The sequence below is a fragment of the Endozoicomonas sp. G2_2 genome, assembly GCF_017744135.1.
Taxonomy (GTDB): Bacteria; Pseudomonadota; Gammaproteobacteria; order Nevskiales; family Salinisphaeraceae; genus Salinisphaera.
The window spans coordinates 245,765-266,812 of the sequence record NZ_JAGHQU010000005.1; the positions used below are offsets into that span (position 1 = coordinate 245,765).

Annotated in this window: 22 protein-coding genes; 14 read left to right on the top strand and 8 right to left on the bottom strand. The window is 65.7% G+C overall.

Annotation, left to right across the window (positions count from 1 at the left end; all coding sequences use genetic code 11):
* The first annotated feature begins 74 nt into the window (after positions 1–74).
* From J7355_RS08255 to J7355_RS08270, 4 genes are all read left to right on the top strand, one after another.
* Entirely contained in the window at positions 75–959 is an 885-nt protein-coding gene (locus J7355_RS08255) for a 5'-3' exonuclease H3TH domain-containing protein (protein WP_209061582.1), read from the top strand.
* A complete protein-coding gene (locus tag J7355_RS08260; RefSeq protein WP_209061583.1) occupies positions 956–1,834 on the top strand; it encodes a fructosamine kinase family protein in 879 nt (292 codons plus the stop codon). Before J7355_RS08255 ends, J7355_RS08260 begins: the two co-directional genes overlap by 4 nt.
* 91 nt (positions 1,835–1,925) lie before the next feature.
* Complete coding sequence (gene ttcA, locus J7355_RS08265; RefSeq protein ID WP_209061584.1) at positions 1,926–2,747, top strand: tRNA 2-thiocytidine(32) synthetase TtcA; 822 nt, start codon at positions 1,926–1,928, stop codon at positions 2,745–2,747.
* Between the two features lie 191 nt (positions 2,748–2,938).
* Positions 2,939–4,126 carry an acyl-CoA desaturase gene (locus J7355_RS08270; protein WP_209061585.1) on the top strand — a complete coding sequence of 396 codons (1,188 nt, stop codon included), beginning with the start codon at positions 2,939–2,941 and terminating at the stop codon, positions 4,124–4,126.
* A gap of 239 nt (positions 4,127–4,365) precedes the next feature.
* Here the strand turns inward: J7355_RS08270 and J7355_RS08275 are convergent, their stop codons facing one another.
* Positions 4,366–5,250, bottom strand: coding sequence for an ion transporter (locus tag J7355_RS08275; RefSeq protein ID WP_209061586.1), 885 nt, complete (start codon positions 5,248–5,250; stop codon positions 4,366–4,368).
* A gap of 30 nt (positions 5,251–5,280) precedes the next feature.
* Positions 5,281–5,805, bottom strand: coding sequence for an NlpC/P60 family protein (locus tag J7355_RS08280; RefSeq protein ID WP_247739857.1), 525 nt, complete (start codon positions 5,803–5,805; stop codon positions 5,281–5,283).
* Between the two features lie 90 nt (positions 5,806–5,895).
* On the opposite strand from J7355_RS08280, the gene J7355_RS08285 reads away from it, so the two are divergent.
* A complete protein-coding gene (locus tag J7355_RS08285) occupies positions 5,896–7,428 on the top strand; it encodes a Ppx/GppA phosphatase family protein (RefSeq protein ID WP_209061587.1) in 1,533 nt (510 codons plus the stop codon).
* Positions 7,429–7,693: 265 nt separating this feature from the next.
* Here the strand turns inward: J7355_RS08285 and J7355_RS08290 are convergent, their stop codons facing one another.
* From J7355_RS08290 to J7355_RS08300, 3 genes are all read right to left on the bottom strand, one after another.
* A complete protein-coding gene (locus J7355_RS08290; RefSeq protein ID WP_209061589.1) occupies positions 7,694–9,304 on the bottom strand; it encodes a peptide chain release factor 3 in 1,611 nt (536 codons plus the stop codon).
* Positions 9,305–9,706: 402 nt separating this feature from the next.
* On the bottom strand, positions 9,707–10,444 hold the full coding sequence (locus J7355_RS08295) for a hypothetical protein (RefSeq protein ID WP_209061591.1): 738 nt from the start codon (positions 10,442–10,444) through the stop codon (positions 9,707–9,709).
* 44 nt (positions 10,445–10,488) lie between these two features.
* Positions 10,489–10,767: an acylphosphatase gene (locus J7355_RS08300; protein ID WP_209061593.1), complete on the bottom strand. Its 279-nt coding sequence runs from the start codon at positions 10,765–10,767 to the stop codon at positions 10,489–10,491.
* A gap of 60 nt (positions 10,768–10,827) precedes the next feature.
* On the opposite strand from J7355_RS08300, the gene J7355_RS08305 reads away from it, so the two are divergent.
* The 4 genes from J7355_RS08305 to J7355_RS08320 all read left to right on the top strand — a co-directional run bounded on the left by J7355_RS08305 (position 10,828) and on the right by J7355_RS08320 (position 12,558).
* Positions 10,828–11,517, top strand: a complete 690-nt coding sequence (locus J7355_RS08305; protein ID WP_209061595.1) for a hypothetical protein — start codon at positions 10,828–10,830, stop codon at positions 11,515–11,517.
* A gap of 94 nt (positions 11,518–11,611) precedes the next feature.
* Positions 11,612–11,959 carry a cytochrome c gene (locus J7355_RS08310; protein WP_209061597.1) on the top strand — a complete coding sequence of 116 codons (348 nt, stop codon included), beginning with the start codon at positions 11,612–11,614 and terminating at the stop codon, positions 11,957–11,959.
* 17 nt (positions 11,960–11,976) lie between these two features.
* Positions 11,977–12,336: a cytochrome c gene (locus tag J7355_RS08315; protein WP_209061599.1), complete on the top strand. Its 360-nt coding sequence runs from the start codon at positions 11,977–11,979 to the stop codon at positions 12,334–12,336.
* 36 nt (positions 12,337–12,372) lie between these two features.
* Positions 12,373–12,558, top strand: a complete 186-nt coding sequence (locus J7355_RS08320) for a hypothetical protein (RefSeq protein WP_209061600.1) — start codon at positions 12,373–12,375, stop codon at positions 12,556–12,558.
* Between the two features lie 24 nt (positions 12,559–12,582).
* On the opposite strand, the gene J7355_RS08325 is transcribed toward J7355_RS08320, so the two are convergent.
* The gene (locus J7355_RS08325; RefSeq protein ID WP_209061601.1) at positions 12,583–13,404 is read right to left on the bottom strand and encodes a ParB/RepB/Spo0J family partition protein; all 822 of its coding nucleotides are present in this window, start codon (positions 13,402–13,404) and stop codon (positions 12,583–12,585) included.
* 122 nt (positions 13,405–13,526) lie between these two features.
* Between J7355_RS08325 and J7355_RS08330 the strand changes: the two genes are divergently transcribed.
* The 5 genes from J7355_RS08330 to plsB are packed head-to-tail and all read left to right on the top strand — an operon-like array spanning position 13,527 to position 19,455.
* Positions 13,527–14,345, top strand: a complete 819-nt coding sequence (locus tag J7355_RS08330) for a lysophospholipid acyltransferase family protein (RefSeq protein WP_209061602.1) — start codon at positions 13,527–13,529, stop codon at positions 14,343–14,345.
* Positions 14,345–15,424 (top strand): NAD-dependent epimerase/dehydratase family protein, encoded by a 1,080-nt coding sequence (locus J7355_RS08335; RefSeq protein WP_209061603.1) that lies wholly within the window; start codon positions 14,345–14,347, stop codon positions 15,422–15,424. The genes J7355_RS08330 and J7355_RS08335 overlap by 1 nt, the downstream gene beginning before the upstream one ends.
* Positions 15,425–15,461: 37 nt before the next feature.
* Entirely contained in the window at positions 15,462–16,208 is a 747-nt protein-coding gene (locus J7355_RS08340; RefSeq protein WP_209061604.1) for a VacJ family lipoprotein, read from the top strand.
* Between the two features lie 12 nt (positions 16,209–16,220).
* A complete protein-coding gene (locus J7355_RS08345; protein ID WP_209061605.1) occupies positions 16,221–16,919 on the top strand; it encodes a hypothetical protein in 699 nt (232 codons plus the stop codon).
* Between the two features lie 22 nt (positions 16,920–16,941).
* Positions 16,942–19,455, top strand: coding sequence for a glycerol-3-phosphate 1-O-acyltransferase PlsB (plsB, locus tag J7355_RS08350; RefSeq protein WP_209061606.1), 2,514 nt, complete (start codon positions 16,942–16,944; stop codon positions 19,453–19,455).
* A gap of 12 nt (positions 19,456–19,467) precedes the next feature.
* Here the strand turns inward: plsB and sppA are convergent, their stop codons facing one another.
* Both sppA and J7355_RS08360 read right to left on the bottom strand, forming a co-directional pair.
* Positions 19,468–20,469 carry a signal peptide peptidase SppA gene (gene sppA, locus J7355_RS08355; protein WP_209061608.1) on the bottom strand — a complete coding sequence of 334 codons (1,002 nt, stop codon included), beginning with the start codon at positions 20,467–20,469 and terminating at the stop codon, positions 19,468–19,470.
* 2 nt (positions 20,470–20,471) lie between these two features.
* Entirely contained in the window at positions 20,472–20,984 is a 513-nt protein-coding gene (locus J7355_RS08360) for a hypothetical protein (protein ID WP_209061609.1), read from the bottom strand.
* Between the last annotated feature and the right edge of the window lie 64 nt (positions 20,985–21,048).

Consider the following 21,048-nt stretch of genomic DNA (forward strand, 5'->3'; position numbering starts at 1 on the left):
ATCGGTTTCCTCCGGGAATGAAATCGGTACGGGGCATGACAATCGGCGGTGCCGGCACCCGAACGCGGTCAGCGGTGCAGTACACTAGCGCCATGCTGCTCGTGGACGCCAGTGTCTATATCTTCCGGGCCTTCCACTCGCTGCCCTCGAGTCTGACCGGGCGCGATGAGCAGCCGCTGAATGCCGTCTACGGCTATGCGACCTTCCTCGCACAGCTGCTCGACGCCGATGCCGACCCCGAAATCGCGGCCGCTTTCGACGAGTCGCTGGTCAGCTCGTTTCGCAACGCGCTTTATGCCGACTACAAGGCCAACCGCGAGCTGCCGCCACAGGCGCTGGTGGACCAGATCGCGGCGTGTCGCGAGATCACCGAATCCCTGGGCGTGCCCACATTATCCAGCCCGGTCTACGAAGCGGATGACCTGATCGGCACGCTCGCGGCCTCGACCACGTCGCCGGTAACGATTGTCACGTCCGACAAGGATCTCGCCCAGATCATGGGCGCCGACGACATTCTCTGGGATTACGGGCGCGAGACGCGCTACGACACGGCCGCGATCGAGGCGAAGTTCGGCGTGCCCCCGCGATTGATTGCCGATTATCTCGCGCTGGTCGGCGATACGGTGGACAACATCCCGGGCGTGCCGGGCATCGGTGCGAAAACCGCCGCCGCGCTGCTGCAGCGTTTCGACGGCATCGACGCGTTACTCGCCGATCTGGCCGGCGTGGCCGCCAGCGGCCTGCGCGGGGCGAAATCGCTCGCGGGCAAGCTCGAGGCGCACGCCGATCAGGCGCGATTGTCGCGCCGGCTCGCCACGATCGTGACGGATATCGAACTCGATGCCGATCAGCGCGACGTGGCTCGCCGTAGCCCCGATCACGATGCGTTGGCCGCGATCTGCGATCGCCTCGGCGTGGGCGACCGGCTGCGCGGCCGGCTGGGACTGTCCGGCTCGTGATCGACTGGGAAGGGATCGATGCCGCCATCGCCCGCACCACCGGCCGCAGGTTCGCAAGCGGGCACCGTACGCGGGTCGGCGGCGGTTCCATCAATAGTGCATATCGGCTGGGCGATGCGCGCCAGCGTTTCTTTCTCAAGCTCAATCGGGCCGATCGTCACGCCATGTTCGAGGCCGAGGCCGCCGGGCTGGCCGAACTCGGGCAGGCGGTCGGACTGCGCGTCCCGCGGGTCGTCACCCACGGTACCGTCGGGGCACATGCCTTTCTCGTACTCGAATACATCGCCCTGCAGCCGCTCGCGCCCGCGGCGATGACGCGCCTGGGCGAAGCCCTGGCCGACATGCACGGCATTGTGGCCGCGCGCTACGGCTGGGATCGCGACAACACCATCGGTTCGAGCGCCCAGCCCAACGCCCGACACCCGCACTGGCTGGAGTTCTGGCGCGAGAACCGGCTCGCGGCCATGCTCGACGCGCTCGCACCCATCCATCCCGGCCTCGGGCGTGACGGCGACGCGCTGCTTGCCGTGCTCGATGAACTACTGGCCGGGCATCGCCCCGAGCCGTCGCTGGTGCACGGCGACCTGTGGGGCGGCAACGTGGCCATGGACGAGGCGGGCACGCCGGTGCTCTACGACCCGGCCGTCTACTACGGCGACCGCGAGACCGATCTCGCGATGGCCGAGCTGTTCGGCGGTTTCTCGCCGCTGTTCTTCGAAGCCTACTGGGGGGCCTGGCCGATGAGCCCGGGCTATCGGTATGTACGGCGTCCGCTCTACCAGCTCTATCACCTGCTCAACCACGCGCGTCTGTTCGGCGGTCACTACGTTGCCGAAAGCCGACGTGTGATGCAGTCGCTGCTCGCCCGCGTGTAATGAGGCGCATGCCGCGGCTGTCGGCGTTTTCGCGCCTCGGTACAATGGCGCTCGTTTTCGATTCACCGCAATCCCTGCCAGCGTGGCGCACATGTCCGATATTCCGGTTCTCGATACCCGCCCACCGGCCGGCCTGACGCCGGGTTCCGTCGGCGCGAACAAGCTTGCCAAGCGACTGAAGCGGCTGACCGGCCAGGCCGTGACCGACTACGACATGATCCGCGACGGCGATCGCATCATGGTCTGTCTGTCCGGCGGCAAGGACAGCTACACCATGCTCGACATGCTGCGCTATCTACAGAGCGTGGCGCCGGTGCGCTTCGAGCTTCGGGCGGTCAACCTCGATCAGAAGCAGCCGGGCTTTCCCGAGCACATCCTGCCGCAGTATCTGGACGGCCTCGGCGTCGACTACGAAATTCTCGAACGCGACACATATAGTGTGGTCACCGAAAAGGTGCCCGAAGGCGCGACCATGTGCGGGCTGTGCTCGCGTCTGCGCCGCGGCATTCTGTACCGCTATGCGCGAGAGAACGGCTTCAACCGCATCGCGCTGGGCCACCATCGCGACGACATGATCGAGACGATGTTTCTGAACATGTTCCACGGCGCGCGCATGGCGGCGATGCCGCCGAAGCTGCGCTCCGACGACGGCGACAATGTCGTGATCCGCCCGCTGGCGTATTGCAGCGAGCGCGACATCGAGAAATACGCGCGGCTGGAACAGTATCCGATCATTCCCTGCAATCTGTGCGGTTCGCAGGCCAATCTGCAGCGCCAGAACATCAAGGCCATGCTCGCCGAATGGGAGCGCACCGATCCGGGGCGCAGCGAGCGCATCTTTCGTTCCATTACGCGCATCGCGCCGTCGCAGATGGCCGATCGCGAACTCTTTGATTTCGCGGCGCTCGACTGAAGCCACTGCGTCCGCGGCGGAACGACTGTCGTAACAGGGCGTCCAATCGCAGGAACAGGCACAGCTGTTGCCTGTATTTCCCGGCATGGTCTTTCTTGAAAAGCGATCGGACCTGCCGCATACTTTTTTGGCGCAGTGAACAGTTGTGCACTGCAGCGAAACACCGTAACCTCGTGAGGGCTGACCAGCCGATGACCGCAGAAAGGAAATACCCGGCCAATCCAGAGATGGACGACCACTTCAACTGGGTCGAATTCATTCCGTTCGCGCTGTTGCACGTGGCGCTGATCGGTATCTGGTGGACCGGCTTCACCGCGACCTCGATCGCGATCTGCGTGGGCCTCTATATCGCCCGCGTGTTCGCCATCACCGGGGGTTACCATCGCTATTTCTCGCATCGTGGCTACAAGACCAGCCGCGGTTTCCAGTTCGTGATGGCCTTCATCGGCTCTGCCGCGCTGCAGCGCGGGCCGCTCTGGTGGGCCGCCAAGCACCGCGAGCATCACCGCGATTCCGACATGCCGGCCGACGCGCACTCGCCGCGCCAGTACGGCGTGCTGGATGCGCATGTGGGCTGGGTCTATCGCGAAGCGCGCTCGCACGCGGACCTGGATCTCATCAAGGATTTCTCCAAGTATCCGGAAATCCGCTGGATCGAGCGTCACCAGTTCACGCCGGGTCTGATCGTCGCGGCGCTGTGCTTCCTCGTCGGTGGCTGGGCCGGTCTGGTCTCGGGCTTCGTGCTCTCCACCGTGCTGGTCTATCACGCGACGTTCACGGTGAACTCGCTCAACCACATGATCGGCCGTCAGCGTTATCTGACCGGCGACGATTCGCGCAACAACTGGTTCCTGGCGCTGCTGACCATGGGTGAGGGTTGGCACAATAACCATCACTACTATCCGGCCGCCGCGCGCAACGGGTTCTTCTGGTGGGAGATCGACACCACCTACTACCTGCTGCTGGGCCTCGAAAAGCTGGGCTTGGTCTGGGACCTGCGCCAGCCGCCGCAGACCATTCTTGCCAACGAAAAGGCGCCGACGCAGAAGATCATCGACAAGTGCGCGGTCTACATCGCGGAAGGCTTCTCGGCCGATCGCATCAGCCGCAATATCCGTGCGCGCTGGGAAGGCAGCCATGTGCTCGACGATCTGCGTTCGCATGCACGTACCAAGTGGGACGCAGCCGAAGCCTATCTGGCCGAAATCGAACTGCCGGATCTGCCCAGCGCGGAACAGCTCAAGGCGCGTGCCTACGCGAAGTTCAAGATTCGCCACGAAGGTCTGGATCGCGCGATCGAGCGCGCGCAGGAAATGCTGCGTCGGTCGGTATCGCACCGTCTGATCGAACAGGCGCGCTCGGAGCCCGTGCCGGCCTGATCGCAAGCTGGCGCATGCCACCGCGAAGCCCGCTGCATTTGCAGCGGGCTTTTTTTATGCGCATCGCGCGTTACGGCGGGGCCTCGTGATGGGTCGCCGTGCGCTCAGGGGCGTTGCGCGATCCGCCGGCAACATGGCCTGAGGCCTGCCCGGCGGCGCGACGTCGGACCCGCGTATGCAAGCGCACTCGGGGCGCCGCGCTGCGCGGCGGGGAGGCATCGCAGCGTCGGCCTGAATGCTCAGTCGAGTTTTTCGCGGGCCTTGGCCTGATCCTCGTCTTCGGGTGGCTCCTCGTCGGGGTCGCCATCGAGGTCGCCGCCGCAGAACTTGCAGTAGTCGGCATCCTTCTCGTGGCCGAAGCGCTCGCAGTGCGGGCATTGCGCCGAGCCGCGCTGGGTGCTGATTTCGGTGGTCAGTTCGGCGGTGATCACGCCGGTGGTCACGGCGAGCACGCCATAGCCAATCAGGATCGCGATGCCGGCGATGGTCTGGCCCACCGGCGTGGTGGGCGAAATATCGCCATAGCCGACGGTCGTGATCGTGACCACGGCCCAGTAAATGGCGCGTGGGATGCTGGTGAAGCCATGTTCCGGGCCTTCGACCACGTACATGATCGCTCCCAGAATGGTCACGAACAGCGTGAGTATGCCGAGAAAGATCTGCAGCTTGCGTTGCGCCTGCATCAGCGAGCGGCGCAGCGTGTAGAGATCGTTGGCGTAGTTGGCAAGCTTGAACACGCGGAACATGCGCACGATGCGCAGTGAGCGCACGGCCACGAAGTAATGTGCGTCCGGAATCACCGGCGCCAGATACATCGGCAGGATGGCCGCGAGGTCGATCAGACCCCAGAAGCTGCGGATATAGTGCCAGCGATTCTCTGCCGCATAGACGCGGGTCGCGTACTCGAGGGAGAACACGATCGTGAAGACCCATTCGAGCGTGGACAGCTGCGGGCCGAGCCGGGCCTCGATGGCGGCCACGGAAATGAGCATGAGGTTGATCACGCTCGCGGCGATCACGAGTAGCAGCAGGATGTCGAAGGTGCGCCCGGCGGTCGACTCGGTGCCGAAAATGACGTTGTGCAGCCGCTGGCGCAGCGACCGCTTGGGGTGGGAATCGGTCATCGATCGTCAGCCGCCACGCGTTAACAGGCCCTAATTCGTGCGTGTGTTCAGCCGACGGGACTGCCAGTAGTGGCGCTGCCAGTAGACGTTGTCCAGTCGCGACATGGTCACCCCGCGGCTGGTCGAGGCGTGCATGAAGCGCCCGTCGCCGACATAGATGCCGACGTGCTTGCTGCGATAGCCGGTCTTGAAGAAGACCAGATCGCCCGGTGACAGATTGCCGGGCGGCACGGGCTGGCCGGCCAGCGCCTGGGCGCTGGTCGTGCGCGGCAGGTTGAGCGATTTAAGATCGCTCATCGTCTGGCGCACGAAACTCGAGCAGTCGATGCCGGAGCGGTCCACGCCGCCATAGCGGTAGGGCACGCCGCGCCACTGATGGTAATAGTCGTAGAGCGCGTCCGAGACGGCCGAATGGTCGCTGCCGTGGCCCGTGCCGGCGTAGGGCACCCCGCTCGTGCGCTGATAGGTCGGCTGACCCGCACAGCCGGCGAGCAGCAAAAGCATGAGCACGAGCGATAACGACGACAGGTGCAGCCGCGCGCGGCATTGCGACATAATCGCCTTCGCAATTCTCAAGTGCACGCGCATGCCCCCGTTCATGAATTCATATATCGGCGCGGCGTCCCGTTGGCTTAGGCATTGGCCATGAGCAACAGTCAGCCCAATCGCGCCACTCAGGCGGCGCCACAAACCGTCGCCGCCGTCGATCTCGGCTCCAATAGCTTCCACATGATCGTGGTCCGTGCCGATGGCGGCAAGTTGCACGTGGTCGATCGCCTCAAGGAGTCGGTGCGGCTGGCCGCCGGTCTGTCCGCCGATCGTACCCTCGACCCGGATGCCGCCGACCGCGCGCTGGCCTGTCTCGAGCGGTTCGGCCAGCGTCTTCGCGGCCTGGCGCCCGGGCATGTACGCGCGGTCGGCACCAATACCCTGCGCCGCGCGCGCGATGCCGATACCTTCATGGCGCGCGCCAGCGAAGCGCTCGGCCATCCGGTGGAGGTGATCTACGGCGCCGAAGAGGCGCGGCTGATCTACGGCGGCGTGATTCAGGACCTGGGCCGCGAACAGCCGCGGCGTCTTGTCATCGATATCGGCGGCGGTTCCACGGAGCTGATCATCGGCGAGCTGGGGGCGCCGCGACTCGTCGAAAGCATTTCGCTGGGCGCGGTGGTGCAGATGGGGCGCTTCTTTGCCGGTGGCAAGATCACCCGCAAGAGCTGGCAGGCCGCCGTCACCGATGCGCGCCTGACCCTCGAACCCATCGCCCGCGCCTATCGCGATGCGGGTTGGGATATCGCCATCGGCGCCTCCGGCAGCGTGAAATCCATCCTGCGTGCGACCGGCGCACAGAGCGCCGAGGAAACCATCACCCCCGACGGATTGAAGTCGCTCGGGCGCGCAATCGTGAAGGCGGGGCGGGTCGACAAGCTCGACCTGCCGGGCGTGTCCGACGAGCGCAAGGCGATCTTCCCCGGTGGCCTGGCGGTGTTGACCGGCATCTTCGAAAGTCTGGGCATCGACGCCATGCGTGTGTCCGACAAGGCGCTGCGCGAGGGCGTGGTCGCCGATCTGCTGGGGCGGCTGCACGACCGTGATGCGCGCGAGAACGGCGTGATGGCCGCGCTCGATCGCTACGACGTCGACCATGCCCAGGCCGAACGGGTTGCGAGCACCGCCATGCGCCTGCTGGGGGATTACGCCGACGACAAGTCGGACGCCCATGCCAGCGGCATGGCGCTGCGCCTGCTGCGCTGGGCGGCCCTGTTGCACGAGATCGGGCTGGCCATTTCCCACAAGGGCTATCACAAACACGGCGAGTACATCCTGCGTAACGCCGACCTGCAGGGCTTTTCGCGCACCGATCAGGCGCTGCTGGCCACGCTCGTGCGTCTGCATCGTGGTCGCTTTCGGGCCGACCTGATCGAGGCGCTACCCGCCGACTGGCGCGCACTCGCACGCCAATTGGTCATCGTGCTGCGTCTGGCGGTGATCCTGCATCGTGGCCGGGACCCGAACCTCGCGCCGCCGGTACGGCTGCGCGTGGGCAAGCGCGAGATTCGCCTGGTCTGCGACAGCGACTGGCTTGCCGAGCGCCCGCTCACCCAGGCCGATCTCGATCGCGAGGCGGAGCTGCTGGCACGCGCCGACATCCGGCTGGTGAGCGCGCGCGACAATTAGGGGCTGTTGCCGTTTCATCCGAGCGCCGTGTTGGAGACCGCAAATCGTGTGCTGCAAGGCGCGAGCCGCCGGTCGTGGCGTGCCACGATCAAGACTTGCAACGCCGTAGCACGCGATTTGCGGCCCAACCCTATGGGACAAGCGCTGTTTTGCGGCAATCCAGCGTTCTAGCACGCTTGCGCAGACTGACTGCGCGGCGCGCGCTACGCCTTGTTTTGCCGCAAAACAGCGCTTGGCACGGACTCGTATGAAACGACAACAGCCCCTAGCCCGCGTTGTACTCGCGGGTGTTGGCGAAGGTGATGTCGGGCCAGCGTTCCTCGGTGAGCTGCAGCTTCACGCGGGTAGGCGCGAGATAGACCAGCGCGCCGCCGTGATCTTCGGCGACGCCGTCGTCCATGCGGTCGCGAAAACGCCGGATCTCGCGGTCGTCGCCGTAGATCCAGCGCGCGGTATGCACGTTGATCGGCTCGAAGGTGGCTTTCACGCCGTACTCGTTCTTGAGCCGCTCGGCGACCACGTCAAACTGCAGCACGCCGACCGCGCCGAGGATCACGTCGTTGTTGTTGATCGGGCGAAACACCTGGGTGGCGCCTTCCTCGCAAAGCTGATCGAGGCCCTTGTGCAGTGCCTTGGCCTTGAGCGGGTCGCGCAGCACGACGCGCTGGAACAGCTCGGGCGCGAAGTTGGGGATGCCGGTGAACTGCAGATCCTCGCCCTGTGAAAAGCAGTCGCCGATGGCGATGGTGCCGTGGTTGTGGATGCCGATGATGTCGCCGGGCCAGGCCGTTTCCGCGGCCTCGCGCCGATTGGCCATGAAGGTGATCGCATCGTTGACGCGGATCTCCTTGCCGGCCCGCAGGTGCTGCATCTTCATGCCCTTGGCGTAGTGCCCGCTACACACGCGCATGAAGGCGATACGGTCGCGATGCTGCGGGTCCATGTTTGCCTGGATCTTGAACACGAAGCCCGACAGCGGTTCTTCGGCGGGCTCGACCTCGCGGCTGGTGGTCGGGCGCGGCAGCGGGGCGGGCGCCCATTCGACAAAGGCGTCCAGCAGCGGGCGAATGCCGAAATTATTGACCGCGGAGCCGAAGAACACCGGCGTGAGTTCGCCGGCGCGGTACATCTCCAGGTCGAAATCCACGCCCGCCTCGCGCACGAGTTCGATTTCCTCGAGCAGATCGTCGTAGAAGATGCCGGCAATCTCCTTGAGGCGCGGATCGTCGAGGCCGTCCATGGTGACGGTCTTGCCGCCGGCCTCGTTGTCGGAGCCCTCGTAGAGATGAACCTTGTCTTCGAGCAGGTGATAAACGCCCTTGAACTGCCCGCCCATGCCGATCGGCCAGGTGATCGGCGCACAGGCGATGCCCAGCACGTCCTCGATCTCGTCGAGCACTTCCAGCGGCGGGCGGCCTTCGCGGTCCATCTTGTTGATGAAGGTGAAGATCGGCGTGGTGCGCAGCCGGCAGACCTCCATGAGCTTGATCGTGCGCGGCTCCACGCCCTTGGCGATATCGATGACCATCAGCGCGCTGTCGACCGCCGTGAGGGTGCGGTAGGTGTCTTCCGAAAAGTCCTCGTGACCGGGGGTGTCGAGCAGATTGACGATGCGCTCGTTATAGGGAAACTGCATCACCGAGGTGGTCACGGAAATGCCGCGCGACTGCTCCATGGCCATCCAGTCCGAGGTGGCATGGCGTGACGCCTTGCGCCCCTTGACCGTGCCGGCGAGCTGAATCGCGCCGCCGAACAACAGCAGTTTTTCGGTGAGCGTGGTCTTGCCCGCGTCGGGGTGCGAAATGATGGCAAAGGTCCGACGCTTGGTCGCTTCGCGCGCAGTCGGCGTGTTGTCGAGGGCGGGTGACGCGCTCATCGATGGCTCCCGGTCGCTATAAAAGGCTGTATGAGCAAATAAAAATGTGTGTATAGTGCATCGCTATCCATAGCAATAAGAAATGCAATTAGGAATCACGATCGCGCTTGCCTATAATTCGTCTCGAAGCCGGCGGGGCGCAACGCCTCGCCGAATTCGCAGAATCGGTGTCCCCCCTTCACCGGTTTTTGCGCCAACGCAGCGCAAGCTACCCGAGCGATAGCGCTGCGATGCTGGTGCCGCTCTCCCCCTGGCGGCATCACTCTTCAGGCCCGGATCGGCTGCCCTCCCGATTCGGGCCTTTCTTTTGTCGGGTGCTTTGTGTGGCATGCCGCGATGGTCCGCGCCCGATGCGCCGGCGCCGCGTATTCTGCCGCACTCGCGCGCCGAAGGGGCGGCCGGTCAGCCGCCCTGAGGCACATTGTTGCGTCGGTGGCGGATGCGGGCGATCACCGCAACGATATAAAGCGCCAGGAAAACGGCGAACATCAGTTCCTTGACCTCGCCGGCATCGATATCGAAAGGAAACGGCACCTCATCGAACGCCGCTTCGAACAGTTTCTCGGGGATCGAGGCCAGAGGCGCGATGAAGCCGATCGGCACGCACTCGATGCCCGGCATGATCCAGTAGCGAACCGTGCCCGGCGCGTAGACGACACCGCGGGCGCGCCGCACCAGCGGCAGAATCGCCCCGCCGACGAGCATGGCGATGGCCAGCAGATTGCGCGGCAGCTGGTCGAGCAGGGATCCGGCCAGCGCGTTGGAGTTGTGCAGGTTGGTTTCGGCCTGATTGTTCAGGGCGCGCCATTCCTCGGGCGTGGCCCAGCCGAACCAGTGCTGGCCCCAGCTCGCCTCTTCGCCACCGAAATAAAGACAGCCGAGCGCGAACAGGCCGAAGAAGAGCATCAGTCGCCGGTCGCCGGTATGCACCGCCCAGCGGGTGACATACAGCCCGCCCGCGAGCGCGAGTGCGAGCAGCAGCACCGTGCCCGATTCCGTCAGCCCCGCTTCGTGACGCAGCCAGGCGTCGTATACCGGATGGCTCAGGAATGCCCGCGCCAGGTAATGCCCGAAGTAGAGCAGGATCGGCACGCCCAGCCAGAACCAGCGGGGCAGATAGGTGTCGTTGGAGTCGTTCATCGGCATCGGTCTGGACGTTGTGCCGGCAACCGCCGGGGCGGGGCTCAGCGTACGGTGAAGGGATGAGGCGGTTCGTCCCGGGCCTCGACGGTTGTTGTATCGACGCGGTCGACACGCGCGATGGACGGGCCACCGTGCTCGAACCAGAGGCGCAAGGCCTCGAGCGCATCAGCGGTGCCCGTGGCCCGTGCTTCCACGCGCCCGTCCGGCAGGTTGCGCACCCAGCCCGCAAGGCCGAGTTCGCGTGCCTTGTCCTGCGTGGCGGCTCGAAAGCCGACACCTTGAACGCGGCCGCTGATATTGAATCGTTGTGTGTCTGCCATGCGAGTATTTCCAATAGGCCATTATAATCCTTCCATTGTCTAGATGGCGCAGGTTGATCCATGTTCAACACCATCCGTCGCCGCGTACGTCGCCTGGCCGGCCGTGACGAATCCACGGCGCGCGCCCACGACGCCACGGTCCAGTTGCGCGTGCCCAACCCTTACGGCGGCAAGCCCTGGCTCACCGCTACCGTCGCGTTGAGCAGCACGCCGCGCGGGTACGGCGAAACGGTCCGGCTGCGCGCGCATTTCGACGGCGCGCTGAAGATGCCGACGCCGGGAAGCGCCAGGGAAAAGCTCGCGTTCGAAGCCGGCGAACGCTCGGGCGGCCTCGTGCAGTTCGGGCGGAATACGGCGGCCGCGCTCGCCCGTGGTGTCGTGGCGCGGGTGCCGGCTCGGCAGTTGGAGTCTTTGGCGGCACGGCGCTGGCGCAGCTGGCTGGACGTCCAGTTGAGTACGGCACCGCTCGATCGCGGTGCCGATGCGCTCATGCCCGAACCGCTGCGCGGCCTCTACGGCGGCGGTTTGCCGCGCGCGGGCAGCGGCGAGCCGCGTATCGGCGTCTGGTCCGGGCCCGCCGGCGGGCCCGCGGGTGGGGTCGCGAGCCTGGCCATGCTGCAGCTCGACGAGCGGGATCTCGGCCGCGACCGGCATGAGAACGGCGGCTCCGGGTTCAATCTCAGCGCCAGCATGGCGCAGGTCGTCGAGCCTTCGTTTCCCTATGCCAAGGACGACGAAACCGACGACTGACGCGCGTGCCGCGAATTGACTCATGCGCGGTTTTACAAGAGCATATCGCTGCGCCGGGCTCCATGGCGCATGCTGTCACCGGGAGAGTTTGATGATGCAAAGTTGGCGTAAGGCCCTGATGGCCTTGATCTGTTGCGCCTTCGTGAGTGCCCCTGCGTTTGCCCAGTCCGGGGACAACGCCGACGCACCGGGGGATGCGGCCGCAGGCAAGGAGCGCTTCTATACCTGCGTGGGCTGCCACGGCATTCCCGAATACAGCAACGCCTACCCGACCTATCACGTGCCCAAGCTGGCCGGTCAGCACGCGACCTACATCGTGTCCGCGCTCAAGGCCTACCGCAGTGGCGCACGCAAGCACTCGACCATGCACGCACAGGCATCGAGTCTGAGTGATCAGGACATCAAGGACATTGCGGCATACCTGTCGCAGCAGAAGCCGTAATGGCGGGGCTGGCAACGATGACGCATGCATTCACGCGTGGATTGATTCTTATGGTGCTGTGCTGTCTGGCGAGCGTCGCCCTGGCCGCCGAGTCCGGAGAGGACAAGCCGGCCGGTAGCGATTGGGTATCGCAGGCGGCCCAGACCTGTGCCAGCTGCCACGGCAAGAAGGGTGTGTCCCAGACCGAGAATTTCCCGATCCTCGCCGGTCAGTATCAGGATTACCTGCTGCACAGCCTCAAGGCCTATCGCGACGGCGAGCGCAAGAACGCGATCATGTCCGGCCAGGTTCAGGGCATGAGCGACGACCAGCTCAAGGCGCTGGCGCGTTACTACAGCCGCCAGGAAAGCCCGCTGTACACGCCCACGGTCGAATAAACAGACGCGCAAAGCGCTTTTCAGGGAACGACGCCGATGTCGAATTTTTCTGTCTACATGATTGGCATCATCATCGTGGCCGGTGCATTGGCCTACGGTGCCTACGCGCTGAGCGTGCCGCCGGTCTGGATTGGCGTCGGTGCGGCCGTGATTATCGGTTGCGGCCTGATGGGCGCGGTGAAGAAGACGCGCGGGCCCTCCGGCAACGGGCCTCGCCGCTAGGCGATCGTCCGCGCGCCGGCCGATTCAGTCGCCGGCATAGCCCAGCCGGGCCAGAAGGCCGTCGAATTCGTCGAGATCGTGAAAGGCGATCCGCAGCTCGCCGCGACGGCGATCTGCGTCATAGTCGATTCTGACCGCGTTGCCGACCAGATCCGCGAGCTGGCCTTCCAGTTCCGCCATGCCGTGGTCGACGGTCGCTGCCCCCGGCGTGTCGTCGGCATCCAGTTTGCGCGCCGCCGCTTCCAGCTGACGCACGCTCATGCCCCGCGTGGCCGCCAGACGCGCCAGCTCGATCTGGCGCGCGGCACCGAACCCGGCCAGCACCTTGGCGTGGCCCAGATTGAGTTCGCCCGCATCCAGTCGTCTTTGCACCGGTGCCGCGAGCTGACGCAGCCGCAGATAATTGGTGACGTACACCCGCGACTTGCCGATCCGTCGGGCGACGGCATCGTGGGTGAGGCCGTGTTCGTCGCAGAGCCGGGCCAGTCCGTGCGCCGTATCCATGACCCCGAGCGACTCGCGTTGCAGGTTCTCGATCAGCCCCAGCACCGCCGCCTCGGCCGCGCCGAGGTCGTTGCGGACGATCGCCGGCAGCTCGGTGAGCCCGGCCCGCTGCGCGGCGCGCCAGCGACGTTCGCCGGCGAGCAGTTGATAGCCCGCCGCCGCATCGCCGCGCACCACCACGGGCTGGATGATGCCGGACGTGGCGATCGATGCCGCGAGCTCGGCCAGGCCGGCCTCGTCGAACGCCGTACGGGCCTGACTCGGGCCGGGGCTCACGTGTTCGATCGCCAGCGTGACGACGCGCTGGCTGACGTGATCTGTGGCGGTGGAATCGTGGGGCATCGAACGCCTTCCCAGTGCTTGGCACGCCGATCTGCGTGCTAAGCTCGATGGTCATAGGCTGCAGTGTAAAACCAAAGGCGCGCCCGCCCCAGAACCGACGGACGCGCCGTGCGAGGAGTTCTATGCGCACTCGGCAGTTTCTCAAGCCCCGTACGGTCGGTCGGGACGTGGATCGGCTCGTCGATGCGCTGCCCAAGCACAACATCGGCACCCAGGGCTACGACCCCTGGGGGCTGAATCCCGATACCGCCAAGATCACCTTCACGGCGGTGCGCTGGCTCTACCAGAACTATTTCCGGGTGCAGGCAAACGGGCTCGACAACATTCCCGGCGAAGGGCGGCTGCTGATCATCGGCAACCACAGCGGTCAGTTGCCGATGGACGGGGTGATGGTGAGTTTCTCGGTCGCCAACAAGGCCGAGAACGCGCGCCTGCCGCGCTCCATGATCGAGCGCTGGTTTCCGTCGGTGCCGTTTCTGGGCAACTGGATGAACTCGGTCGGCGGCGTGATCGGCGATCCGAAGAACTGCGCCAAGATGCTCGAGCGCGAAGAGGCCATCGTCGTGTTTCCGGAAGGCATCCGCGGTTCCGGCAAGCCATATCGGCTGCGCTATCAGTTGCAGCGTTTCGGCCACGGCTTCATGCATCTGGCCATGGAGCACAACACGCCGATCGTGCCGGTGGGTGTCGTCGGCTGTGAGGAGACGATGCCCTCGCTTGTGGATATCAAGCCGCTGGCGCGCATGCTGGGAATGCCGTATTTCCCGCTCGCGCCGCTGGTGCCGCTGCCGGCGCGGGTGTTTCTGAACTTCGGCAAGCCCATGCATTTCGCCAACGATGCGCGCAACGAGCGCGATGTGGAATGGCGCGTGGAAGAGGTCAAGGACGCCATCCGGGACCTGATCGATACCGGCATTGCCCAGCGCAAGAGTATTTTTTGATGACCGAGTCGACCGAGAACAAAAGCGATATCGACGAAACGGCCAACAGCACCCAGGAAAGCGCCACCCCGCGGCGCAAGACGCCGGCGCGGCGCCAGAGCCGGGGCCGCAACACGCGGTCGCGCCCGAAGGCGCACGGTATCGGCAGCGACACGCGCGGCAAGGTGCTGGTCACCGGCGCCGCGGGCGCGCTCGCCCAGCATGTGATCGCGCTGCTCAAGGAAAACTACGAGGTCGTCGGCGTCGAATTCCGCGGTCTGCAGACCGATTACCCCGATACCGTCGACTACGTAGTGGATTTCAACACCCGGCCCTTCGAGGACGTGTTCCGCGAGCACGGTTTCATGGGCATCATCCACCTCGGGCGTATCCGCTTCACCCAGTCGACACGCAATCGCCGTTATTCGGCGAACGTGGTCGGCACGGCCCGCCTGCTGCGTCTGGCGCGCAAGTACGGCGTGGAGCAGGTGATCGCGTTGTCGACGTATCACGTCTACGGTGCGGACGCGCGCAACCCCTCGCTGATCGACGAGGAGTATCCGATGCGCGCGGCCAATCTCATGCCCGAGATCGTGGACGCGGTGGAGCTGGAAAACCTGTTCAACATCCATCTCTACAAGCACCCGGAGTTGAACATCGCGATTCTGCGGCCCTGCAACATCGCCGGGCCGGGCATCAACAACGAGATCAGCCGGATGCTGTCGCAGTCGGTGGCGCCGTGTCTGTTCGGTTTCTCGCCGCTGATGCAGTTCATTCATGTCGAGGACATGGCCGCGGCGGTGTTGCGGTCATTCGAGCGTAACCGGCCGGGCGTATACAATGTCGCGCCTGAGGATTACGTGGCGTATCAGGATGCGCTGCAGCTGGCCGGTTGCCGGCGGCTTTTCCTGCCCTCGGTGCCGCCGTCGCTGGCGCGCCGGTCGGTACGGGCGCTGGGCCGCTATGCGCCACCGGATTATCTGATCGATTTCTTCAAGTATGCGGTGATCATCGACGGCGGGCTATTTGCGCGTACCTTCGATTTCACGCCGCAGCATTCGCTGAGCGAGCTGCTCGGCCATTATCGCGGCCGCAAGTAGCGCCTGCCGGCGCGCCCATATCTCGAGGATAACCATGATGAAACTGTTGCCGTCCCCGCTGCTTTCGATTCCGGGGCTGTTCGCGCTGCTCGTGCTTGGTGGCTGTGTGCACAGTCCGCCGTCCGAGCCCTGGGACCCGATCGAGCCGGTCAACCGGGCGGTGTACAAGTTCAACGACACCGCCGATCGGTACGTGCTTCAGCCCGTGGCCCGCGGCTACGACACGATCACGCCGGACCCGGTGCAGCGCAGCGTCGGCAATTTCTTCGACAACGCGCGGGAGCCGATCAACATGGCCAACAGCGCGTTGCAGCTCAAGTGGGGCTCGTTCAACACCTCGCTGGGGCGTTTCATGGTGAATACCACCGCCGGCGTCGTCGGGCTGTTCGACGTTGCCAGTGCCGTGGGCGTGGCGGAAGTGGACGAGGATCTCGGTCAGACGCTCGGCTACTGGGGGCTCGGACAGGGACCCTATCTGGTGCTGCCGTTTCTCGGCCCGAGCACCGGCCGCGATCTGACCGGTCGTCTGGGCGACCAGTTCTTCTATCCGTTCACATATGTGGATGAAGATTACGACTACATCGTCTGGAGTCTGCGCGCGCTGGAACTGATCAACTACCGCGCCAGCCTGCTCGGCTTCGAGGAAACGCTGGCGCAACAGTTCGATCCCTATGCGTTCATGCGCGGCTACTATCTCGAGAACCGGCTCAAGGACGTCTACGACGGCAACGTGCCGCCCGAGCGCATGTACGGCGACGACAGCGACGACGACGGCGGCGCCTAGCCCAGGAACTGCATGCCCCATGATCGGACCGATCTGCAGGCGCTTCGGGGGCTGACCCGGGCGCAGCTGCATGCGCATGCGCGTCGCTACTACAAGACGGGCGGGCGCACCGAACCGGAGGTCGCGCTCGTCGTCTACGGCGATGCACAGGCGGTGTTCAAGGACTATGCCCGCACGCCGGGCTGGTTCGGGCGCATCATCGCGCCGGTGCTGATCTGGCGCGAGGCGAGCGCCCTGCGTCGTCTGGCCGGCATCACCGGCATTCCGAAGCTGTATCGCCAGCTGGATGCGCGCGGCGTGCTCATCGAGTACCTGCCGGCCACGCCCTGGCCGCAGGCGAAGCCGCCGGAGATCGCCTACGAGCGCCTCGACGCGCTGGTGGCGGCGATGCACGCGCGCGGCGTGGCCCACTGCGATCTGCGTGCACCGAGCAACATGCTGGTGAGCGACGACGGCGTGCCCTACATCGTCGATTTCGTGGCGCGGGTCTGTCGTGGCCGGGCCTGGAATCTGCCCTGGAACTGGGTGTTCGCCCAGTTCGTGGGCGCCGACGAAAGCGCGCTGGCCAAGCTCCGGGTTCGCTTTGCACCGTCACTGGCCACCGGGGCGGATCGGGCGCTGCTGGCGGAACAGGGACTGGTCGAGCGTGTCGCACGGGCCATCGGCGAACGTACCCGCGAGATCGTGCGCTTTTTCGTGCGTTCCGGCTGACAGGTCGCGAGAGGAAAAGGCCATGCGTTTTCTGTTGCGCTTTCTCATGCTGTTCATGCCGCTGCTGCGCTGGCCGCTGCGGGCATGGATCAACACCCACGCCTCGCCGTCCGACCTCGAGGAGATCTCGCTCGCGGCCGACAAACCGCTGTGCTACGTGCTGCCGGTCGCAAGCGTCATGGACTGGCTGGCGCTTGAGGCGGTCTGTGCCGAGCATGGCCTGCCGCGCCCGCAGCTGGCCGGCAACCGCATGCCGAGCATGCAGCGTGCGGTGGTGCTCGCGCTGCCCGTGGGGCGTAGCCGCGAGCGTTCGGAGCTGCAGCGTATCGTCTCGCGCGGCCTGCACGACAAGAACTTCGACGTGCAGATGGTGCCCGTGTCGGTGTTCTGGGGGCGTAACCCGGTCAAGGAAACGTCGTTGTTCCGGATCCTGTTCGCCGACAGCGAACGCACCGGCCGGCTGCGCAAACTGCTGATCGTGCTCGCCAACGGCCGCAATACGCTGGTGCACTTCGGCCAGCCGCTCGACTACCGCGGTTTTCTCGACGAGGGCGCCGCGCCCGATACCATGGTGCGCAAGCTGGTGCGCGTGCTGCGCATTCACTTTCGCCGCCAGCGCGCGGCCACCCTCGGTCCGGCCCTGTCGCGGCGCAGCCAGCTGATCAATTCCCTGCTGGCCGATCCGGACGTGCAACACAGCATCGAAGCCGCGGCGCGCCGCGAAAACGTGACCGTCTCGGCGGCGCGTGCCCGGGCGCGCGACTATGCCAACGAGATCGCGGCCGACTATTCGAACATCGCCATCGGCTTCATGCTGCGCGTGCTCACCTGGCTGTGGCATCGCATCTATGACGGCGTGGATGTGCGCCATCTCGCCCGCCTCCGCGCGACCACGCATGACCGCCGCGAGGTGATCTATCTGCCCTCGCATCGCAGCCATATGGACTACCTGCTGGTGTCCTACATCCTCTACCAGGAAGGGCTGGCGCTGCCGCAGATCGCGGCCGGGGTGAATCTCAACTTCTGGCCGGTCGGGGCGCTGCTGCGTCGCTGCGGGGCGTTCTATCTGCGGCGCAGCTTCAAGGGCGACCGGCTCTATACCGCCGTGTTCCGTGCCTATGTGGACGTGCTCATCCAGCGCGGCCAGCCGATGAAGTTCTATCCCGAAGGCGGGCGCAGCCGGACCGGGCGGCTGCTGTCGCCCAAGACCGGCATGCTGTCGATGGCGGTGACCAGCGCGCTCGGCGGCAAGGGCGCGCCGGCGGCGATCGTGCCGGTCTATATCGGTTACGACCGCGTCATGGAGGTCAACAAGTACTTCGACGAGCTGCGCGGCACGCGCCCGAAGAAAGGCGAGTCCATGGGCGATCTGGTGCGTGGCTCCACCAAGGTGCTCAAGCGCAAGTACGGGCGCGTGTTCGTTTCCTTCGGCGAACCCATCGATCTTCAGGCCTATGCGGATGCGCACCTGCCGGACTGGCGCGAGCAGATGCGCAGCCTCGACATGGATGCGCGGCCCCGCTGGCTGCAGGATTTCGTCTCGTCGCTGGCCGAGCGGGTAATGGAGGGTATCAACGCCACGGCCACGCTCAATGCCACCGGGCTCGCCTCGCTCGTGCTGCTTGGCAGCCCGCAGAAGGCGGTTGCCGAAGACGAGATGGTGGGCACGCTGGCGCTGCTCGCCCAGCTGGCCCGCCACAGCCCCTATTCGCGCGACGCCACCGCGCCGGCCGAAACCGACGGGCGCAAGCTGCTCGCCGAAGCCGAGCCGTTGATGCGCCTGATCCGTGTGCCGCACGCCTGGGGCGATGTGCTGACCGTGGAGTCGCGCCAGGCCGTGCTGCTGACCTACACGCGCAACAACGTCATGCACCTGTTCGCGCTGCCGTCGCTGGTGGCCAATTTCTTTGCCCATTTCGAACATCGCGATCGCGCGCGGGTGCTCGACGATGCCGTCGAGCTCTACCCGCTGCTGGCTTCGGAACTGTTCCTGCGCTGGCGGCCGGACGAAGCGCGCGCGGCCCTGGACGGCGCGATCGACGGGCTGCTCGACTGTGGTTTTCTGCTGACCGACGAGTCCGGCCAGTTGCGGCGGCCGCAAGCGGGCAGTAACGCCTTCGCCGCCCTCATGAGCCTGTCACGGATCATGCGCGAAGCGCTCGAGCGCTATGCGATGACCGCGATGCTGCTCAGCCACAATCTCGAGTCCGGCTGCGTGGAACGCGGCCGCTTCGAGCGCCAGTGCCAGCTCATGGCCGAGCGCATGGCCATTCTCACCGGTCGCAACAGCCCCGAGTTCTTCGATTCGCGCCTGTTCCGCAACCATCTGCAGACGCTGGTGCGTGTCGGCCTGCTGCAACAGCAGGGCAACAAGTTGCATATCGACGCCGCGCTGCGCGATGTCGCCGAACACGCCCTGCAGTTGCTGGGCCCGGACCTGCGCCAGTCGATCGCCCATCTGACGTCGCTGCCGCATCTCGAGGATGGCGCCGAGGCGCAGGCCGGCGACAGCGCCAGCACGGCTGCCGCCGGCTAGATGTCCGAGCCGCTAGCGCGACGCGGGCGGCTGCCAGAGATAGAGCGGTTGGGTGGCAGTGCCGGCGTTGCTGTCGATCGACAGATCGATAGGAACGCCCGCAGCACTCAGGCTCAGGCCGCTGCCGGCGGCGGCTTCGGCAAGAATCGAGCGTGGCGCGCGGGCGCCGCGGTAGTAGCGGATGACGCGGGCCTCGTCCACGCCGGCCTTGGCCCGTGCCAGCGTCAGCACATCGTCGATATGCCCGATTTCGTCGATCAGCCCGAGACGTCTGGCGTCGTCGGCGGCGACGATACGGCCGTCGGTGACGGTATCGAGTTGTGCCGGGTCCAGGCCCGGCCGTCCGGCCTCGACGACGGCCACGAAGCGCGCGAACAGCGAATCGATCACGTCCTGCACGATTCTGCGCTCCTCGGGCGTGGCGTCGCGCAGCGGCGACATAATGTCCTTGTGCGGCGCGCTGACGTAGCTGGCGTCCTCGACGCCGAGCTTGTCGAGCAGGCCTTTGGCATTCACGCCCGGAATGATCACGCCGATCGAGCCCGTGATGGAGGTCGGCTGGGCGATGATCGTATCGGCGGCCATGGCCACGTAGTAGCCGCCCGACGCCGCCACGCCGCCGAAGCTCGCGATCACCGGTACGCCCGTCGTTTCGTGGTAGCGCTGAATACGAGCGTGGATCTCGTCGGCTGCGGACACCGTGCCGCCGGGGCTGTTGATACGCAGCACCACGGCGCCGATATCGTCGTCCTGCGCCGCCTTGTCGAGCGCGCGGGTTACGCTGGCCAGCGTCGACGGCTGCTGTACCAGGCCGAAGGCCTGGCGTCCCGGCGCATCCGAGATGAAGCCGGAAATCGGCAGCCAGAGGATCTTGCTGTCGCCTTCACCCTGAACCGTCGTCTCGCGCAACTGGTCATCTTGGCCGCCGAACGGCGAGATGACCACGCAGCCCGACAGCCCGATCAGGGTTGTCGCGAGCAGGCCGGTACGCAGCGCGCTGGCAAGACGGCCCATGGTTAGTGCACCTGCGTCTGCCAGGCCTCGATTGCGGCGATCACGCGCTCCGAAGCCTGCTGGAGGCATTGGGCGGCCTCGTCGCGCTGGTCGTCGTCCAGATGTTCCCACGCCATGGCGATGAACGGGCGCGCGTCGTCGATTACGTCGTGTTCGTAAAGCTGGCGATAGGCGGTCTCGAGCGCAGCCAGGCACTGGCCGATCGCGTCGGCCGGCATCTTGGCCTGTTGAAAGACCATGACGCAGGCGCCGGTGGCGGCATTCTCGAGCATCGGCTCGTCCCGGGCTGCCTTGGGATAATGCTCGATGAACAGATCGGTCAGGCGCGTGACCATGTCGACCAGCGCGAGCATCGCCGGCATGTCGTCATGCAGCGTCGGGTGGCCGCGCTTGGCGGCGATGTCGGCCGCAGCCTTGAGCGCCGGGCCGATCACGCGGTGATAGGTCTTCGGGTCGAGTGCTTCCGGGTCGAGCTTTTCCGGGTCGAGGGCTCGTGCGCTTTCGGTGTTTTTCATGGGTCGTGTGTCGTGTTCGATAGATGAAGCCGCCGCAGCGGCCCGGCGGTTCAGGCGTGCGGGC

Coding starts and splice junctions, on each gene's coding strand:
- ttcA (WP_209061584.1), top strand. CDS start 1,926: ATGTCCGATATTCCGGTTCTCGATACCCGCCCACCGGCCGGCCTGACG.
- J7355_RS08270 (WP_209061585.1), top strand. CDS start 2,939: ATGACCGCAGAAAGGAAATACCCGGCCAATCCAGAGATGGACGACCAC.
- J7355_RS08275 (WP_209061586.1), bottom strand. CDS start 5,250: ATGACCGATTCCCACCCCAAGCGGTCGCTGCGCCAGCGGCTGCACAAC.
- J7355_RS08280 (WP_247739857.1), bottom strand. CDS start 5,805: ATGTCGCAATGCCGCGCGCGGCTGCACCTGTCGTCGTTATCGCTCGTG.
- J7355_RS08285 (WP_209061587.1), top strand. CDS start 5,896: ATGAGCAACAGTCAGCCCAATCGCGCCACTCAGGCGGCGCCACAAACC.
- J7355_RS08290 (WP_209061589.1), bottom strand. CDS start 9,304: ATGAGCGCGTCACCCGCCCTCGACAACACGCCGACTGCGCGCGAAGCG.
- J7355_RS08295 (WP_209061591.1), bottom strand. CDS start 10,444: ATGAACGACTCCAACGACACCTATCTGCCCCGCTGGTTCTGGCTGGGC.
- J7355_RS08300 (WP_209061593.1), bottom strand. CDS start 10,767: ATGGCAGACACACAACGATTCAATATCAGCGGCCGCGTTCAAGGTGTC.
- J7355_RS08305 (WP_209061595.1), top strand. CDS start 10,828: ATGTTCAACACCATCCGTCGCCGCGTACGTCGCCTGGCCGGCCGTGAC.
- J7355_RS08310 (WP_209061597.1), top strand. CDS start 11,612: ATGCAAAGTTGGCGTAAGGCCCTGATGGCCTTGATCTGTTGCGCCTTC.
- J7355_RS08315 (WP_209061599.1), top strand. CDS start 11,977: ATGACGCATGCATTCACGCGTGGATTGATTCTTATGGTGCTGTGCTGT.
- J7355_RS08320 (WP_209061600.1), top strand. CDS start 12,373: ATGTCGAATTTTTCTGTCTACATGATTGGCATCATCATCGTGGCCGGT.
- J7355_RS08325 (WP_209061601.1), bottom strand. CDS start 13,404: ATGCCCCACGATTCCACCGCCACAGATCACGTCAGCCAGCGCGTCGTC.
- J7355_RS08330 (WP_209061602.1), top strand. CDS start 13,527: ATGCGCACTCGGCAGTTTCTCAAGCCCCGTACGGTCGGTCGGGACGTG.
- J7355_RS08335 (WP_209061603.1), top strand. CDS start 14,345: ATGACCGAGTCGACCGAGAACAAAAGCGATATCGACGAAACGGCCAAC.
- J7355_RS08340 (WP_209061604.1), top strand. CDS start 15,462: ATGAAACTGTTGCCGTCCCCGCTGCTTTCGATTCCGGGGCTGTTCGCG.
- J7355_RS08345 (WP_209061605.1), top strand. CDS start 16,221: ATGCCCCATGATCGGACCGATCTGCAGGCGCTTCGGGGGCTGACCCGG.
- plsB (WP_209061606.1), top strand. CDS start 16,942: ATGCGTTTTCTGTTGCGCTTTCTCATGCTGTTCATGCCGCTGCTGCGC.
- sppA (WP_209061608.1), bottom strand. CDS start 20,469: ATGGGCCGTCTTGCCAGCGCGCTGCGTACCGGCCTGCTCGCGACAACC.
- J7355_RS08360 (WP_209061609.1), bottom strand. CDS start 20,984: ATGAAAAACACCGAAAGCGCACGAGCCCTCGACCCGGAAAAGCTCGAC.